This window comes from Lentibacillus songyuanensis (genome assembly GCF_039548255.1).
Lineage (GTDB): Bacteria > Bacillota > Bacilli > Bacillales > Amphibacillaceae > Lentibacillus_C > Lentibacillus_C songyuanensis.
The window spans coordinates 1-16,140 of sequence record NZ_JBCLVH010000005.1; the positions used below are offsets into that span (position 1 = coordinate 1).

The window sequence follows — 16,140 nt, forward strand, 5'->3', positions numbered from 1 at the left end:
TACTCCCACGGGCAAATAATATATAAAGCCCACCTTAACTTATAAAAATTTGTGTCTTGACAATGGGGTCCACTTTACCTACCCTAACAGCCAATATCGGGATAGGTTATGGAAAAACTGTCTTTGGTGCTGAACAAAATGCATATATTGCGCTTGATTATTCAAAACTACAGGGGAAAAATATTGCCATCTTAGCAAATGAAAATGGGGATTTAGAGGGGCCATTGCATAATCATGATAGTCTTTCTTTTAGTTATCGTTCTGATAATTTAGCTATTATTGAAAAACTTAGAAATGCAGGTGTAAACCTAAGCACTTATAATAAAATCATTTCCATACAGGATAAGATGGGACAAGGCCCAGTCAGCGCTAATGATCTAGCAACTTGGCTCGATATGACACAACGTAACGCACGAAGAATTTTGAGCGACCTAGAAAAACATAATCTTGCTAAGGTTGTCGGAGCTGAAACACCTGGAACAAGGGGAAGACCTAGAAAAATATATAGGATAGGAGCATTACAAAACACTCAAAATACAGACCATTTATAATTAAGGTTACATGTTTATTTAAGTATTTAATAAGACTTATAATCTAAATAGTATTCCGAAACGTAAGTAGCAATAATTTAAATAAAGTATAATCAAAACCATTTAATGACCCTCATGAGCGAGGAATGGTCCAGGAAATGAATAATGCGGAAATTGGAAGTTTCAAAACACTGTCATTGCCAGTTCAATTTTCAAAGATCCCAAGACAAATCCAATCGTTTCCACCAAAATTAGGGGAACATACAATTGAGATTTTGGAACAACTAGGGTTGGATAAAGAAGACATCGAGCGGCTTATCAACGAAGGAGTGGTGAATTCGAGTAATGAACGCATTTTAATTAAGTAAAGGGATAATGGGAGGTAGATACCCTCCCCCTTATCCTTAATTATCAAACGCCGCTACTGCCTCCTCGACATTAACGCTATGCCCCATCTCTTCCAATGTCACACCAATCAACCGCACTGCTTCTTTTAACATATCTTTCGTGGTATTTCCCATATGCCCAATGCGGAAGGCTTTTCCGGCTAAGTGTGCTAAGGCACCTGCCACGACAACTCCTTTTTCCGCTAGTTTGGCACGAAATTCTGCGTCATCCACCCCTTCAGGATACAAGACACATGTCAATGTAGTTGCCGCAACATCCTCGCTTGCCAGAGCTTTCATGCCATATACTGCAAGGCCTGCCCGTACAGCCTTGGAAAATTCCTTATGGCGTTCGATTCGTTTTTCCATGCCTTCCTCAAGAACAAGTTTCATTCCCTGTTCATAGGCGTAGACTAGGTTTACTGCAGGTGTTGCAAAATATTTCTTTGGATCGTGCATAATCGGTATCCAATTGTTAATGTCCGTATAATATGCAGGTACATGTTCCAATTGTTTACGAACATCCAACGCACTTTGATTGAAAGCAACAACAGCGAGGCCGGGTGGTACGCCGATTGCTTTTTGCGATCCAGTTAGAACAACATCAATTTTTGCATTATTTTCGCCATAACCCTTGCTCATATCCTCTTCCATGGCCGCAGTTGCACATACCCCATCTACAATCACCAGTGCATTGTGACGTTTAACAACTGGAACCAGCGCATCCAAATCGGCAGCGACCCCGGTGGACGTATCCGCATGGGTGATGGTTACTGCTTTAAATGTATCTTCCGCCAATTTTGCCTCTAGCTCGTCTGCAGTGACAGATTTTCCCCATTCGGCCTGGATTACTTCAATTTCAATACCAAACGCCTGCCCCAGTTTAATGAATCGATCACCGAAAAATCCATTACTAACGATCAATAATTTCTCCCCAGGAGCTACCGTATTGATTACTGCCATTTCCATCGCCAGTGTTCCGGAACCTGCAATTACAAAAACCTCACCATCTGTTTTAAGCATGTCCTTTGTTTGATCAATCGCATGTTTATAAATTGCCGCAAATCGTGGATCGGTATGACTCCAGGTTTCTTGTGCCATCGCATCATAAATCGAATCAATAACTGGTGTTGGCCCTGGAATTAATAACATTTCCTTATTCCTCATGTTACATTCCCCCCCAAAATATGATAGTAATACTATCATATTTTATGTGGCGGTTGAAAGCAAATGAATTGCCCTAGGTGTAGATACTATTCTAAAAATTATAATTGATATTAAAGTGCACGAGATTAATTGCATCCAATCCATAACATCAAAAAAAGGCCTCGCAGCATTTCTAACCACAAAGCCTTAATCACTCGTATATCTAGATCAGAATTATGTCCGGGAAGTTTTACTTTTGCCCATCATTTAATCTTCTTGCTTCTTCAGGACCAGACATTTTGGTCGCTCCTTTATAACGCAATCCCACATCACGGTCTGATTCTACTTTTCCGCTTTCTTTTAACTTTTTTTCCTGACGATCTCTACCCATGGTACACACCTCCTTCACTTAACATGCGTTTTTTGGAAGATTTTATGCATCGGGGATCTATCGTAATTAGTTTTTCCGCATTTATTTGTTTTATCCCTGAAACCCCACAAAATTCCTGTTATAATCTAACTACAATACGACAGAAAGCAAAGGAGCGAACACATTGATTGAAGTATACACAGACGGAGCAGCCAGTGGTAACCCCGGCAAAAGTGGTGCCGGCATCTATATCAAAGCGGCCGAAGAGATATATGCATATACCTTTCCATTGGGCATGCTCTCCAACCATGAAGCGGAATTTCATGCGGTCATCAAAGCATTGGAAATTTACAAGGAACAATTTCCCGGTGAAATCCTGTCCTTTCGATCCGATTCACGGGTTGTTGTCGATGTGATCGATAAAAACTTCACCAAAAACCAAACCTTTCACCCCTTACTCAAAAAGATTCAGCAAGAAGCAAGCCACTTCCCCTATTTTTTCATCAAATGGATCCCCGCAAAACAAAATCACCACGCCGACCAACTCGCTCGAAAAGCCCTTCATCAATGAGACACGAGTCTACTATCTCAGATAAAGTGCTAATTATGGCGACTACTTAAAGGGCGCTTTCGATTGGGAACAAACATAAAATAAGCAAAATGTGGGGTTAATTGAAAGCAAGTCCGTACATTAGAGGATTAAGGACAAATATATCCGACCAATCCAGATTCCCTTCCAGCGCAAATTTAATCTTTCCCTGCCATTGACGATACACGCTTTTGTCGCATGTTAGGATAAAAATAAACCTCATAACAACCACTCTAATCTAGTGCTAGTATGAACGAGATCAGTTGAATTATATATGTGAATAAAAAATATGTAAAAACAAAATTCATCGTATATTCTCATAGAAAAAGTACTTTGTAACAGCAAAGCCCTTTTTTCAAACAAATTTAGTTCTCATCACTTTATTTTTCCCGTTTCTAATCCAATTTTGTCTAAACTTGCAGCACTTTCCTCAAAACCAATTATCGGTTATAATCGATTTAACAGAAAGGAGGCCATCAAAAATGGAAGACTCACAGTTAAAGGAAATTTTAAATGCACTTCATTTACATTCTGAGCACATCGACAAGAAATTAGATGAAAGGTTTCAAGCACATTCCGAGCAATTTGACAAAAAATTGGATGAAAGATTTCAAGCACACTCTGAGCAATTTGACAAAAAATTGGAGCAGGTGAAATCGGATTTGGAAAATCGAATGAATGAAGGTTTTGAGCGCGTTGATAAACGTTTTGAACAGGTTGACAAACGTTTTGAGCAAGTCGACAAACGTTTGGATAACCTTGACAAAAAACTTTCTGGTCATCGGGTTGAACTCTCTGAAACCCAGGAAACTGTTAACTTCTTAGCAAGTAAATCCGCCCAACACGAGAAAAAGCTACAAAACATCTCCGGATCGCACTATTCATTTTAAATTTTCCTAGGATGCCCCCATGTTACGCCTATTTAAAATAATAGAAGTAATCATGGAGGCATCTGTATTTGGAGCTTTCTTTTATGACTTCCATTTCGTTTGCTTATATCCTCCGACAAAATATCTTTCTATATCTTTAGATAACTTTAGATAAACAAGTTGCTTTTTATCAAACCATAAAGTTCATTGTTAGATATATTACATTAAGTAAATGTCACTATTTCCCGGGAAATATAAAAAAATGCCTCTAATTGTCTAAATCTGCATTTTTTATATTATGTATAAATCTGTACTCATGAAAACGGACCAACTCTACAATTTATCGATTATTTCCTTCTTTTTAACCTCCTCACCACTAGTAAAGCCATACCAATCCCGACACATGCACCAGCACTATCAATCAACACATCTCTAATTTCACCAGATCTCCCCGGTACAAATAATTGATGTACCTCATCCGTTGAAGCATAGAGCACAGAAGTTAATAGAGCAATCAAAGTAATCCGATATCCATACATACCGCTTCTTCGCAATGCATGAAAAACCAACATGCCAAGCAGCAAATAAGCAAGGAAATGAGCACACTTTCGTATGATATGGTGAAATTCGACCATGTTAAATTCCGAATGTGGAGCAACCTTTTCGACAACACTTACTACAGCATCCAATACACCCGTACTAAGCTCATTGGAATCGGAAGCCGGTTCATGTGATAAATAAAAAATAATAGCCATCCAAACAACAACAGCCGCCCAAAATAAAAATCGAGCCATTAACCTCATACTCCTTTTTGAAACATACTTCGCTTCTAGCGATGAGATAAGAGAACATAAGAGAGCCTAATCTGCTGAAAAAGTACTCTGGTATTTGTCATATAACTCACTTCACGCCCATCTTCATCAACTTCGCGCCACTTTTAGTATACCACTGTTTATCAGTTTTAGGATTTTACTACTACACTCCCATCCTCTGTCACGATAAAAGCGGTGAATTCAGAATCACATGCGCTAGAAACTAAACATGGCTTGAAATGCGGAGTCTTCCCGCCTTCCAAGCCACAAATCTTCAATTAAATGGAACTTTATGGTGTTACAATGCCCCTGTCCCCAGGTCACATCACAACAACGGCACAATCAATCCGGCAATTAACAAGATCAATGCTCCGCCAAGCCTCGATGATATCTGTGCAAATGGCATGAGTTCCATCCGTCTTGAAGCAGAAAGTACAGCCACGTCGCCAGTACCACCCATGTTGGCCATGCACAATCCTGCAGTAATCGCTGCTTCAATTGGGTGAAAGCCAACCAGCTTCCCAACTAAACCAGCGCCAATTATCGCACCTAATACAACACTAACAACAAGCAGGACATATTCCAGTGTTAACGCGTGAATGACTGAATCCAAGTCGGTATACGCCACCCCAATACCAATTAATAGTGCAAGCGTCCAGTTTTTTGCAACAAATTGATACCATTGGGCCGCTCCATTTTCCACAATTTCGGGCAACCATCCAGCAAGTTTAAATATAGCTACAACAATAATCATCAGTGCATACGGATGCAATGGAATAAAATTACCCAGCAATTGACCTATTATATAAAAAGATAATGCGGCAACAACTCCTACTCCCATCTCACCAATATGATAATCCAACTTTTTCGTCTCTACATGAAAGCCAGCCATTAATTGGCCATTCCCAGTTAATTTAGGGTACTTATCGCCTAATTTATTAAGTAAACCAGCGAAAATAATAGCCAGAACGTTACCAAGTGCTAAAGCAGGAACCAATATGGAAATATAATAAGCTGGATCATGTCCAAGAATTTCTGAATACACTTGAGACATCGGGACAGCTCCTGCTCCCATTCCACCACCCATGATCGGCATAGCGATAACAAGGATCGCTTCCTTAAAACCATAACCAATGACAAGTCCGGTAAATCCAGCCAGTAACATAGAAACAATTACCGCAGCAAGCAATGGTAAGGCAAATTTCGCACCTGCCTGTTTCAACGTTTTCGAGTTCATTCCTAAGATACTACCTGTAATAAGTGCAGCAATATAAAAGTTTAAAAATCCACCTGACTTCATAAAATCCGTAATAAGCGTAACTGTGTGTTCTGGCATTAGATGCGAATAAACCATAAAGGCGGCACCAAAAATGGCCAGAATGGCACCTCCACCTAAATAACTTTTAATGATTGGGGTGTGATCACCAATCCAGCCAAACAACTCTCCCAATACCATCATAATTAACAGGCCGCCAATCATTCCAGCAGGCAGATTATCCGTATACATCGCAACCAATGCTAAAACTGTTATGACCGCGAACCAGATGATTGGTATATTAAAGATACTTACCCGACGCCAAAAAGACCTCGATATTGTATCAACTTGTTCATTCGATTGAACTTGAGTTTGTTCCATCCCAACTTACCTCCTAGTGATTTCATTTACTAGATTCATATGCATCAAGAATCCGTTGTGCCTTGTCAATAATCGGTTTATCAATCATTTTCCCATCTAATTGAAAAGCACCTTTTTCTTTAACAGCTTGTGCGATCAATCGTTTTGCAAAGGCCATTTCCTCTGCCGTTGGTACAAATGCCGTGTTTGCCATCTCAATCTGGGCTGGGTGTATAAGTAGCTTACCTCCAAAGCCCAACGATCTTGCAAATGCACAATTCTTGCTAAACCCCTCACTATTCTTAAAGTCTGTGTAGACCGTATCAATTGGCTGCCCAATGTCCGCACAACGAGAAGATACAATAATTTCTGAACGGGCATAAAGTAATTCTGTTTCGTCTGTAGTAACTTCTGCACCAATATCATTGGTGAAATCAACCCCGCCGAACGCCAGCCTTGTTACTCGTGGGTCTGCAGCGGCAATTTCATACGCGTTCTTTACACCTAGTGCACTTTCAATTAGTGGGATAATCCTCAATTTCGCAACTTGTCCAGCGGCCTCCAGATACTTTGCCAGTGTTTTAATGTCTTTTTCTGATGACGATTTCGGTAACATAACCCCTTGTAACGCCCCGCTATGACTTAATTGCTTAAGTAAAAGCATATCCTCTTGAAATGCATTCGTTTCAATGCTGTTTACCCGAATAAAGACTGGCTTTTTCCACTGATCAATATGCTTTCTAATCAGATCTCTGCCACTTGGTTTATCATCAATTGCAATCGCATCCTCTAAATCAATGAGAATAATATCGGCTGCTAATTGATTTATTTTCAATAACATCTTTTCTTTATCCGCCGGTACAAATAATAATGATCTATTTAGCATTTGAATCCGTCCTTTTAAATAACGTTGGCATCTTTTAATTTCTCTATTTTCATTTCAGTTAACCCTAATTCTGCCAAAATTGCCGTAGTATGCTGCCCCACGTCCGGTATAGGAGTATTTTTAATATTTTCACTACCTTTAGCAGCTGGGGGCAACAGGGACTTAATTTTGCCTACCGGTGATTCCACATCTATCCACCGATTTCTGGCATCAAGCTGTTCGTGCTTGGCAAACTGTTGCATCCCTTTTAATTGGGCATTGGCAATCTTATTTGCTTCTAATTCACGGATGACTTCCTGTACGTTTTTTTGCAAAAGAACCTGTTCAATTTCTCCTTTTAGACTCTCCTGATTTAACACACGCTTGGAATTTGTGTTATAGCGTGCATCGATGGCCAAGTCAGGATTATAGAGAATATTCTCGCAAAAATTCACCCATTCCCGCTCATTTTGGATAGCAAAGAAGACCGTTTCATCACCAGCCGTTTGAAACGGACCATACGGATATATTGTTGCATGCTGTGCGCCTGTACGCTTAGGCTCGGCATCGCCATACATCGAATAATAGAGCGGATAACCCATCCATTCCCCTAAAGCCTCTAACATGGATATGTCAAGCACTTCCCCTTTACCGGTTTTCGATCGCTTAATGATACTGCTAAGAATACCACTATACGCATACATCCCTGCTGCAATATCAGCCACGGAAATTCCAGCCTTGGCCGGCGTGTCTTCTGTTCCCGTTATAGAAAGTAAACCTGCCTCGCATTGAATCAGCAGGTCATATGCTTTCTTATTTACATAAGGTCCATCCGATCCAAAGCCTGAAATGTTACAAATGATTAACTTGTCATTTATATCGTGAAGCTCCTCATTACTAAAACCAAGGCGATTCATAGCACCCGGAGCCAGATTTTGAATAACAACGTCGGCGTCTTGCAACAAGTCTTTGAAAATAGCTTTTCCTGCATCCGCTTTCATGTTAAGTGTAAGTGATTCCTTGGAACGGTTAATCCAAACAAAGTGACTAGACATGCCATTGACAGATTGATCATAGTTTCTGGCAAAATCACCAACTCCAGGCCGTTCAATTTTAATCACTCGTGCACCAAGATCAGCAAGTTGCCTAGATGCAAAAGGAGCAGCAACTGCTTGTTCCAACGAAATAATTTTGATACCTTCTAACGGCAACATTTTATTCCTCCTCTTGGATATTGTATAATGTATTTTGTATCCAATTTTATTAAGGTAATTATATTCGCTATCTATTAAATTGTCAAATCGTTATAATATAAGAAAGCGTTATCGTATAAAACAAGCCGTCTGTTAAAGATAGCATATCGACAACTAGACGCTACCCCTTAACTCAAAATTAATATAAATCTAATTCATCATTACGAAAAAGGAGCATGATCATCATGGAAAAAATCAAGCGTTTATCAACGAAAGAACAAGTTCTTCAATCACTACGGCGTTCTATCTTTAATGGAACACTAAAGCATGGGCAGGAAATAACTCAGGAGGAAATTGCTGATTTGCTAGGTGTTTCGCGCATGCCAGTCCGTGAAGCCTTTCAAGTGTTAGATCGGGAGGGGCTTATCCATATTCAAAGTAATCGCCGGGTCGTTGTCATTGGTTTAACAAAGGAAGATGTCGAGGATCATTATGATATTCGTGCTTTTTTAGAGGGAATGGCAGCGGAAAAAGCTTGTGACCATCCGGAGTTTTTTGATGAACTGAAACAGATCCACCAAAAGATAAATGCATCGGATGGAGCGAACTATGTGCAATTAAATGAAGAATTACACCGATTAATCTGGAAAGCATCCAACAGTCCACGATTATATTCGCTACTGTCAGATTTATGGAATGGTCTGCAACCACAATTTCCAGATTTCGTTTCCTTCCAAACCAGTAAATCGGCTGGTGAGCATGAACAGTTGGTAAAGGCTATTTTAGAACAAAATAAAGCAGCTGCCCGCAACCATGCTAGCAACCATGTATTACGGACAAAAAAAGACTTTTTAACCACCATCCATTTACCAAAAGGTTAGAAAATCAATCGGGCAAGATAGATAGTACCTGTAACTGTAATCGCACTAAAGATCGTTGAAAATAAAACAATTTGTGCTGCCAAATGCGGATGATTATCGTATTCCTGGGCAATCACCGAACTATTTACCGATGTCGGCATGGCTGATGCAATTAATAATGCCTGTGCAGCAATGCCTTCAATATGGATAAGTGAAATAATTGCGATCGCAATTAACGGCCCGACGACCAGCCGTAATACGATACTAAGATAAACGGATGACAGTTCCGATTTGAATTGCAGCTGAGCCACCTGCGCACCAAGTAATATCAACGCAATCGCAATCATTGCATCCGCAATATAATTTACCGGCACCCAGATAAATTGAGGTAACGTAATGTCGAATGTATTTAATAGAATTGCCGCTGCTAAGGCGTATATTATAGGCATTTTAAAATATCCCAAAAACGCCTTCCACTTGCCGATTTTAACCGATTGCATAGCAAAAATACCAAACGTAAACGTTAAAACATTTTGCATGGTGAGAACGACCACCTGGATCGACATCGCCAACGGGTCACCTTTAAACACCAAATCATTAACAGGCACACCATAATTACCAGAGTTAAAGAACATGACACTATTAGAAAATGTTGTGCTTTTTGAGCGTTCATATCCTTGTAATTTGGCAACCCCTTTTGAGATAAAAAACAAGATGAGAATATATAAGATAAAAAATAGGATAACAAACGAAAAAACCTTTACAGAGAATTGTGTACTGTAAAGCTTCACAAAAATAAATCCCGGAACTAGAAAATAAATGTTTAGTTTAGCAAGTGTCTCTAAGTTAAGTCGGAATTTCTTTTGCATTAAGTAGCCAGTTCCCATAATTATAAATACAGGCAGTAAGATGTCTTTTAAAATATGTAGTAATTCTAGCATGTGTTTTCCCCCAGTATTCGGATATATTAACCTAGTATAGATTAAAACATCCGAATACTGCAAAGGGAATGGACTGTGTGAGGCACGGGACAGACCAGAACAGACCCGTTCTCCCCGTAAACCGCCCTCACTAATTAATTCCACGCATCAGTCCGTGAATTTTTCTCGATGCAACAAATAGTAACAGTCCAAGCACAATCGAAATTCCACCGATCACACCGAAATACACAACCTCAGTATCAAAAGAATATAAACGAACGACCTGAGCATTAATGGCTTGTGCGGAGGCATTGGACAAAAACCAGAGACTCATCGTTTGTGCCGAAAATGCAGCAGGTGCAAGCTTGGTTGTTGCCGATAGCCCTACCGGTGATAGACATAGCTCCCCTAGGACAACCAAGAAGAAACTTAGCACGAGCCAAAACGGATTTACAAGTGTATCTGTCCCGTTCATAAGCGCAGGTATAATCATTATAATAAATGACAGACCTGCAAAAACCAAGCCAATAGAGAATTTTTTTGGTGTTGTTGGCTGCCGATTCCCGAGTTTAATCCAAAGCCACGCAAATACTGGAGCAAGTGCAACAATAAATAATGGATTCAATGATTGAAACCAGGACGATTGGATTTCCAGACCAGCAAAATGAAGCTGTGTGCGCTGATCCGCATAGCGAGCCAATATGATTGACCCCTGTTCCTGAATCGCCCAAAACATCATCGCAGCAATAAACATCGGAATATACGCAAGTAACCGCGAACGTTCCACTTCTGTTGTTTTTGAACTTCGATACATCACAACGAAATAAATAGCCGGAACAATAATTCCCAAGACACTGACAACCATTGTAAAACGGTCAATCGTTAAGAGACCAGTTTTAATTGCAATAGCTCCTACAATAACGACAACTGCAGCGGCAATGCCAATTCGGCTGAATACTACTTTACGTTCCCCAGCTGTTAACGGATTAGGAACTTTTGTGCCAGCTGGCCCCAGATATTTTCCCTTGGTAAAAATAAAGATGATCAGACCGATAAACATGCCAATCGCGGCTAAACTGAAACCAAGGTGAAAGTTGTATTCTTGTCCAATTGTTCCGACAATAAATGGTGCAATAAGGGCACCCATGTTAATCCCCATATAAAAAATACTAAAACCTGAATCACGACGATAATCTTCCTTACTGTATAAATCACCAACAATATTTGACACGTTTGGTTTTAACAGCCCCGTACCAATCACAATTAATCCCATTGATACGAACAAACCGGTTATACTCCCCGGAAAAGAAAGAACAATATGGCCAAACATGATCAAGATACCACCGTAAAAAGTGGTGCGTGCACTTCCTAATAACCGGTCAGCAACCCAGCCGCCAATAATCCCCGACATGTAAACGAGCGAACCATATACAGCCATAATTGACGCCGCGGTTCCCTGATCCATGCCCAAACCGCCTTTGGACAGCTCGTAATACATATAAAATAACAAAATAGCGCGCATGCCATAATAAGAAAAGCGCTCCCAAAATTCCGTAAAAAATAGCGTAAACAACCCTTTTGGATGTCCAAAAAAACCTTTTTGCGGGATATCACCAATCCCCTGGTCATTTGTTGTCATTGTATAACCTCCTTGTTGACAAATACATTATACTATTCATAAACGACGATGAAAAATTAATATTTAGTTACAAAAAACTAAATTATCTAATAATCATAGAACGCATACAAAAAGCCTCACCATCTCACAGTGAGGTCTCTTCAAAACTATTTTATCTGGCGCATCCCAATTCGGCTTTTTGGTGTTAGGGTTTCACATTTCCTATGTTGACTAGTAATACTGACCACTACTCCATGATCCAAATTCATGCCTATTATTTCATGTAACTTAACCAGCTAGTATGCCTGCTCCATTTAACTCCACGGTATCCGGGCATCCTCCCAAATCAATACGCCTCAATCACACCACAACCGATACGTTTCCCAGAATTTCCCGACGGCTGTGAGCGAAAATCATCCGGGTTCTGGTGAATAATAACTGACTTACCAATGATATCTTTACTTTTAAATCGGTTGGTAAAAAAAGTCATTTTGGAATAACCATTATTGGAAAACAGCACTGGAAAATCACCGGGATGATTACCATGTGGCTGATTTTCCGGATTCCAATGTCCGCCAGCCTGTTTAAATGGATCCGTAGCATCGCCAACCGTGCAATCACCATGTTCATGAATATGGAACCCATGTGGCCCAATTGGTGCTTTATCATCCTGTGCAGGCTGATAACGCGGTAATCCATTCACTTCTACTGTTACTTCGGATCCACCAGGAACATCGGTAAACAGGACATAACCGCGTAAATTTGGAGCCAATTCACTTCCCACGATCTCCGCATACGCATGGTTCAGCTCGTTTCTTACTGGATAATACATGTACGATGGAAAATAAACATATGGATATATTTTAATCCCCTCCTCACATATACCAGCTTATGCCCAGCAAGAATATTTTGTGCGAAATAGAGGAACAGATCAAGATTGCTGAAAAAGTGAAATGGATTCGTTTTAAAAACTTCCTTGCCCGTTTTGGGTGGGCATCGGCCCGTTTCAAGTAGGCTCCAGTCCGTTTCAGATGTGCTTTGACCCACTTTCTACCAAGTGAGATTATATCAGGTGCTTTTTCAGCTATCTTGAACAGATCCATCATCCTATCATTTAACGGAAGCCCCGCGGACAGTTTTCTTCAATAATAATCGCTTCGACTTTACCGCATCTGCACCATAAAAATGATTCCTGTGATACCTTTAATGTATTGAAATGAAAAAAACAAAGGAAGCTCTATCCACAAGTTTCCTTTGTTCCTTGAAGCTATTATTTAAAAAAGTCAGTCAAAACACGATCAATCTCTTGAAAATACGCCCTGACCGGAATCGGCTCAAGCGTCACTTCATGGTTAACTTCCACGTTCTGATAATTCATATGCCAAACAAAATGATCACTTGGAAGCAAAAATTGAATTTCATCAAACTCCGACTGATCCTTTACATAATCGGACTTCATGAAGGATATATTATCAAATTCCTGTCCATTCTGTAAAAAGTCACCAGCAAACGCACGTAATGCCGTTGCCTGATTTTCGTCCTCTTTCATGGCAAGCAGTACTTCAGGCTCTGACGTATGTAATTCATCGATCAAATCATCTGTCATCTGAATCGGCTGCTGATCCGCAACCTCCATTTCGAAATCCTCCATACCAAAGTGTTTCCGAAGCATATCATAAAAGCCATCGCTATTCTGGTGAAAGGAAAAAGCATGCTCCCCTCCGCTAACTGCCTGCACTAGCGAATGTTTTTTATTAAGCGAATGAATCAGCAATACGTTTCGTTTGCGCATATGAATGCAGCGAATTTTTTTCTTGGCATGAACGAGCAAATAAAGTAAATCCTCCAGCCCCTTGGCAATGCCGTTTTTCCTATTATCATCCCAATATCCCTTTTGCCTGAGTTTCGTTTCCGTTTCCTGAACAAACCGGGTAAACTCTGATTCACTTTTAATTAATTCTTGCTCATTCAAAATCTGACTCGCCATTTTGTCATAACCACAAAGGGAAAGTGCAGCAACCATTTCGTTGAGGGTTAGTTTGATTTGCTCTGTTTTTTGCATAGAAATCCTCCTTTGTATGTACCTTCTTCTAATATGTAAAAACAGTACCAGCAATAATAAACTGCATGGCCAATATAAGCACAAAGATAACGGCAATCGGTTTATTAAAAATAAGCGGCAATTTTTGTAAGGTTACTTGAACACGATAATTGAAGCCTGAAAATAGTACTGCGATATATTTGAACGTATAATCCATGATTCCATCTTTTTCTTCAAAAACATTCTGTTCATATATACCGATAGCCACTTTATGAAAAATAATTGAGTAGACCGCAGCAAAAAAATTAATGGCTAACACAACAAAGATAATCGTACTCGGAAATGGAATGCCCGCAGGAAGCATAAAAAGTGATAATAATGATGTTGCAAGAAGTGCAATAAGCATCCCACACCATTCATTCTTGAAAATCTTCTTATCTACCTGATGCTTCACACTATCCTTCTCAGGTTTTAAACAGGCACATATGGAAAGTAACACATAAAAAGACATTCAAACAAGAAAATGAATGTATCAACCTTGTCCCCTCCATCTGATTTCCATTCGGCCTTATTTAACGTAAACAATGTAATTAGAATTGCCAGCATAATGTTAGCCTTCAGAAGAAACCATAAACCGTTCTTTATAGAAATATGAGTTCTCAACGTTTTATTGCCCACAACCTTTCCACTAAGAAAAAATTGATTCTTCACACAACCCACTTCATGTTAGAACCTATCAAAAATCGCAATTACCCCAAACCATTGCCATAGTAAAAAGAAGGCAAAAACAATAGCAATTACTTTATTGACCAGCAACGGAAGTCTTAACAATATCATCTGCACATAATAATTTATCCCCGATAAAAAAATAGCAACATATTTAAAAGTGTAATCCATCACGGTTATTTTTTCTTGAAAAACGTTTGCTTGATATATTCCTAAAGCAACCGGATGAAAAACAATGGAGTACAAAGACACCATAAAATTGGTCATTAATATTAAAAAAATTAATGTACTTGGATAGGGAATGTTTGCCCCTAAGAATAAAAGTGAAAATATAGAAAGTGCTATAAAGGTAATTCCAAAGCCTAACCACTCTTTGTTTCTTTCCTTTTTATTCTCTTCTAAATCCTTCCCAACATAAGGTTTAATGCATGCTAAGAATGACAAAAATACAATGAAAATTTCCGCAAATACAAGATACATCATAACGTAACCCAAGCCGTCGTCATAACGCCACTCACTTTTGTTAATCACCAAAACAAGAATAATAAGTATTAATAGCATGTTTGATTTAATAAAAGCAAAAAATCCGTGTTTAAATGAAAAGTATTTCTGTTTGCTCATGTGTATTCAATTCCTTTTATTTGTTAACCAAATGCATAGATAAAAATACACGTCATTCATATGAAAACCCAATCCCGAGAAAAACCATTATTGTTACCGAACTTCTTGATCCTTAACCAAATTGCTTTGCAACTTACAAAATCGCCTATAAATCACTTGTCAAATACAATAACTAACACACTCCCTTCCCACACTAAAAATAGTACAAAAACAACGGCAATTGGTTTATTTATCAACAATGGAAGTCTTAACAATATCATCTGCACGTAGCAGTTAATCCCCGATAGAAAAATAGCAACATATTTAAAAATGTAATCCATCATGGTTATTTTTTCTTGGAAAACGTTCGCTTGATATATTCTTAAAGCAACCGGATGAAAAACAATGGAGTACAATGATACCATGAAATTGGTCATTAATATTAAAAAAATCAACGTGCTTGGGTAGGGAACAACCGCACCTAAGAATAAAAACGAAAACAAGGAAAGGACAATAAAGGTAATTCCAAATCCCAATAACTCTCTACTATGACTTTTTTGTTTGTCCTTTTCAAAATTTTCTCCACCCTTTGTATTAAAACATGCTAACGAAGAGAATATGACTATAAAAGATTCAGCTACCAAAAGAAAAAGAATAACAAAGTTCACCCCATCATAGCGCCACTCATTTCTGTTAACCATAAAAATCAAGAAAAAAAGTATTAAAATAATGTTTGATGTAACAAAAGTCAAAAACCCACTCTTTAACGAAAATCTTTTTTGTTTATCCATGTGCTACTCCATTCCTTTTACCTAAGACACCATCACTTACTACCCGCACTATGGAATGCTTTTTATTGAGAAACAGATCAGTAGTACATTACGTCTTCGCTTATTAATACAGCGAATTTTTTTCTTGACATGAACTAGCAGATACAATAAATCCTCCAGTCCCTTGGCAATGCTCGTGTTTCTACCGTCATCCCAATACCTCTTTTGCC

18 protein-coding genes are annotated in these 16,140 nt (G+C 39.1%); 5 read left to right on the top strand and 13 right to left on the bottom strand.

Annotation, left to right across the window (positions count from 1 at the left end; all coding sequences use genetic code 11):
- The first annotated feature begins 62 nt into the window (after window positions 1-62).
- Both WMZ97_RS06820 and WMZ97_RS06825 read left to right on the top strand, forming a co-directional pair.
- On the top strand, window positions 63-551 hold the full coding sequence (locus tag WMZ97_RS06820) for a helix-turn-helix domain-containing protein (protein WP_343271342.1): 489 nt from the start codon (window positions 63-65) through the stop codon (window positions 549-551).
- Between the two features lie 125 nt (window positions 552-676).
- Window positions 677-898 carry a hypothetical protein gene (locus WMZ97_RS06825; protein ID WP_343271343.1) on the top strand — a complete coding sequence of 74 codons (222 nt, stop codon included), beginning with the start codon at window positions 677-679 and terminating at the stop codon, window positions 896-898.
- Between the two features lie 36 nt (window positions 899-934).
- On the opposite strand, the gene WMZ97_RS06830 is transcribed toward WMZ97_RS06825, so the two are convergent.
- Entirely contained in the window at window positions 935-2,083 is a 1,149-nt protein-coding gene (locus WMZ97_RS06830) for a pyridoxal-phosphate-dependent aminotransferase family protein (protein WP_343271344.1), read from the bottom strand.
- A 229-nt stretch (window positions 2,084-2,312) separates the two neighbouring features.
- Entirely contained in the window at window positions 2,313-2,453 is a 141-nt protein-coding gene (locus WMZ97_RS06835) for a YpzI family protein (protein WP_343271345.1), read from the bottom strand.
- 163 nt (window positions 2,454-2,616) lie between these two features.
- Here WMZ97_RS06835 and WMZ97_RS06840 point away from each other — a divergent pair, with 163 nt between their 5' ends.
- The gene (locus WMZ97_RS06840) at window positions 2,617-3,003 is read left to right on the top strand and encodes an RNase H family protein (protein ID WP_343271346.1); all 387 of its coding nucleotides are present in this window, start codon (window positions 2,617-2,619) and stop codon (window positions 3,001-3,003) included.
- Window positions 3,004-3,503: 500 nt separating this feature from the next.
- Entirely contained in the window at window positions 3,504-3,911 is a 408-nt protein-coding gene (locus WMZ97_RS06845) for a hypothetical protein (RefSeq protein WP_343271347.1), read from the top strand.
- Between the two features lie 326 nt (window positions 3,912-4,237).
- Here WMZ97_RS06845 and WMZ97_RS06850 read toward each other — a convergent pair whose 3' ends face one another.
- The 4 genes from WMZ97_RS06850 to WMZ97_RS06865 form a co-directional block, all read right to left on the bottom strand.
- On the bottom strand, window positions 4,238-4,684 hold the full coding sequence (locus WMZ97_RS06850) for a VanZ family protein (protein WP_343271348.1): 447 nt from the start codon (window positions 4,682-4,684) through the stop codon (window positions 4,238-4,240).
- A gap of 343 nt (window positions 4,685-5,027) precedes the next feature.
- Window positions 5,028-6,338 (bottom strand): 2-hydroxycarboxylate transporter family protein, encoded by a 1,311-nt coding sequence (locus WMZ97_RS06855; RefSeq protein ID WP_343271349.1) that lies wholly within the window; start codon window positions 6,336-6,338, stop codon window positions 5,028-5,030.
- A gap of 22 nt (window positions 6,339-6,360) precedes the next feature.
- Complete coding sequence (locus WMZ97_RS06860; RefSeq protein WP_343271350.1) at window positions 6,361-7,203, bottom strand: HpcH/HpaI aldolase/citrate lyase family protein; 843 nt, start codon at window positions 7,201-7,203, stop codon at window positions 6,361-6,363.
- Window positions 7,204-7,217: 14 nt separating this feature from the next.
- The gene (locus WMZ97_RS06865) at window positions 7,218-8,396 is read right to left on the bottom strand and encodes a CaiB/BaiF CoA transferase family protein (RefSeq protein WP_343271351.1); all 1,179 of its coding nucleotides are present in this window, start codon (window positions 8,394-8,396) and stop codon (window positions 7,218-7,220) included.
- A 224-nt stretch (window positions 8,397-8,620) separates the two neighbouring features.
- On the opposite strand from WMZ97_RS06865, the gene WMZ97_RS06870 reads away from it, so the two are divergent.
- The gene (locus WMZ97_RS06870; protein WP_343271352.1) at window positions 8,621-9,256 is read left to right on the top strand and encodes a GntR family transcriptional regulator; all 636 of its coding nucleotides are present in this window, start codon (window positions 8,621-8,623) and stop codon (window positions 9,254-9,256) included.
- Here WMZ97_RS06870 and WMZ97_RS06875 read toward each other — a convergent pair.
- The 7 genes from WMZ97_RS06875 to WMZ97_RS06905 all read right to left on the bottom strand — a co-directional run bounded on the left by WMZ97_RS06875 (window position 9,253) and on the right by WMZ97_RS06905 (window position 15,931).
- Window positions 9,253-10,176, bottom strand: a complete 924-nt coding sequence (locus WMZ97_RS06875; protein WP_343271353.1) for an AEC family transporter — start codon at window positions 10,174-10,176, stop codon at window positions 9,253-9,255. The two genes, WMZ97_RS06870 and WMZ97_RS06875, sit on opposite strands and share 4 nt — an antisense overlap.
- A gap of 130 nt (window positions 10,177-10,306) precedes the next feature.
- Window positions 10,307-11,794: a peptide MFS transporter gene (locus WMZ97_RS06880; protein ID WP_343271354.1), complete on the bottom strand. Its 1,488-nt coding sequence runs from the start codon at window positions 11,792-11,794 to the stop codon at window positions 10,307-10,309.
- Between the two features lie 325 nt (window positions 11,795-12,119).
- The gene (locus tag WMZ97_RS06885; protein WP_343271355.1) at window positions 12,120-12,605 is read right to left on the bottom strand and encodes a superoxide dismutase family protein; all 486 of its coding nucleotides are present in this window, start codon (window positions 12,603-12,605) and stop codon (window positions 12,120-12,122) included.
- A gap of 438 nt (window positions 12,606-13,043) precedes the next feature.
- Entirely contained in the window at window positions 13,044-13,835 is a 792-nt protein-coding gene (locus tag WMZ97_RS06890) for a hypothetical protein (RefSeq protein ID WP_343271356.1), read from the bottom strand.
- A gap of 28 nt (window positions 13,836-13,863) precedes the next feature.
- Entirely contained in the window at window positions 13,864-14,268 is a 405-nt protein-coding gene (locus tag WMZ97_RS06895; protein WP_343271357.1) for a hypothetical protein, read from the bottom strand.
- Between the two features lie 272 nt (window positions 14,269-14,540).
- The gene (locus tag WMZ97_RS06900; protein ID WP_343271358.1) at window positions 14,541-15,161 is read right to left on the bottom strand and encodes a hypothetical protein; all 621 of its coding nucleotides are present in this window, start codon (window positions 15,159-15,161) and stop codon (window positions 14,541-14,543) included.
- A gap of 152 nt (window positions 15,162-15,313) precedes the next feature.
- Entirely contained in the window at window positions 15,314-15,931 is a 618-nt protein-coding gene (locus tag WMZ97_RS06905) for a hypothetical protein (RefSeq protein WP_343271359.1), read from the bottom strand.
- Window positions 15,932-16,140 lie beyond the last annotated feature (209 nt).

Bases quoted from the DNA above. Each gene is read 5' to 3' on its own strand.
- WMZ97_RS06835 (WP_343271345.1), bottom strand. From the start codon at position 2,453: ATGGGTAGAGATCGTCAGGAAAAAAAGTTAAAAGAAAGCGGAAAAGTA.
- WMZ97_RS06865 (WP_343271351.1), bottom strand. From the start codon at position 8,396: ATGTTGCCGTTAGAAGGTATCAAAATTATTTCGTTGGAACAAGCAGTT.
- WMZ97_RS06885 (WP_343271355.1), bottom strand. From the start codon at position 12,605: ATGTATTATCCAGTAAGAAACGAGCTGAACCATGCGTATGCGGAGATC.
- WMZ97_RS06860 (WP_343271350.1), bottom strand. From the start codon at position 7,203: ATGCTAAATAGATCATTATTATTTGTACCGGCGGATAAAGAAAAGATG.
- WMZ97_RS06880 (WP_343271354.1), bottom strand. From the start codon at position 11,794: ATGACAACAAATGACCAGGGGATTGGTGATATCCCGCAAAAAGGTTTT.
- WMZ97_RS06905 (WP_343271359.1), bottom strand. From the start codon at position 15,931: ATGGATAAACAAAAAAGATTTTCGTTAAAGAGTGGGTTTTTGACTTTT.
- WMZ97_RS06850 (WP_343271348.1), bottom strand. From the start codon at position 4,684: ATGGCTCGATTTTTATTTTGGGCGGCTGTTGTTGTTTGGATGGCTATT.
- WMZ97_RS06870 (WP_343271352.1), top strand. From the start codon at position 8,621: ATGGAAAAAATCAAGCGTTTATCAACGAAAGAACAAGTTCTTCAATCA.
- WMZ97_RS06820 (WP_343271342.1), top strand. From the start codon at position 63: ATGGGGTCCACTTTACCTACCCTAACAGCCAATATCGGGATAGGTTAT.
- WMZ97_RS06845 (WP_343271347.1), top strand. From the start codon at position 3,504: ATGGAAGACTCACAGTTAAAGGAAATTTTAAATGCACTTCATTTACAT.
- WMZ97_RS06890 (WP_343271356.1), bottom strand. From the start codon at position 13,835: ATGCAAAAAACAGAGCAAATCAAACTAACCCTCAACGAAATGGTTGCT.
- WMZ97_RS06855 (WP_343271349.1), bottom strand. From the start codon at position 6,338: ATGGAACAAACTCAAGTTCAATCGAATGAACAAGTTGATACAATATCG.
- WMZ97_RS06900 (WP_343271358.1), bottom strand. From the start codon at position 15,161: ATGAGCAAACAGAAATACTTTTCATTTAAACACGGATTTTTTGCTTTT.
- WMZ97_RS06825 (WP_343271343.1), top strand. From the start codon at position 677: ATGGTCCAGGAAATGAATAATGCGGAAATTGGAAGTTTCAAAACACTG.
- WMZ97_RS06875 (WP_343271353.1), bottom strand. From the start codon at position 10,176: ATGCTAGAATTACTACATATTTTAAAAGACATCTTACTGCCTGTATTT.
- WMZ97_RS06830 (WP_343271344.1), bottom strand. From the start codon at position 2,083: ATGAGGAATAAGGAAATGTTATTAATTCCAGGGCCAACACCAGTTATT.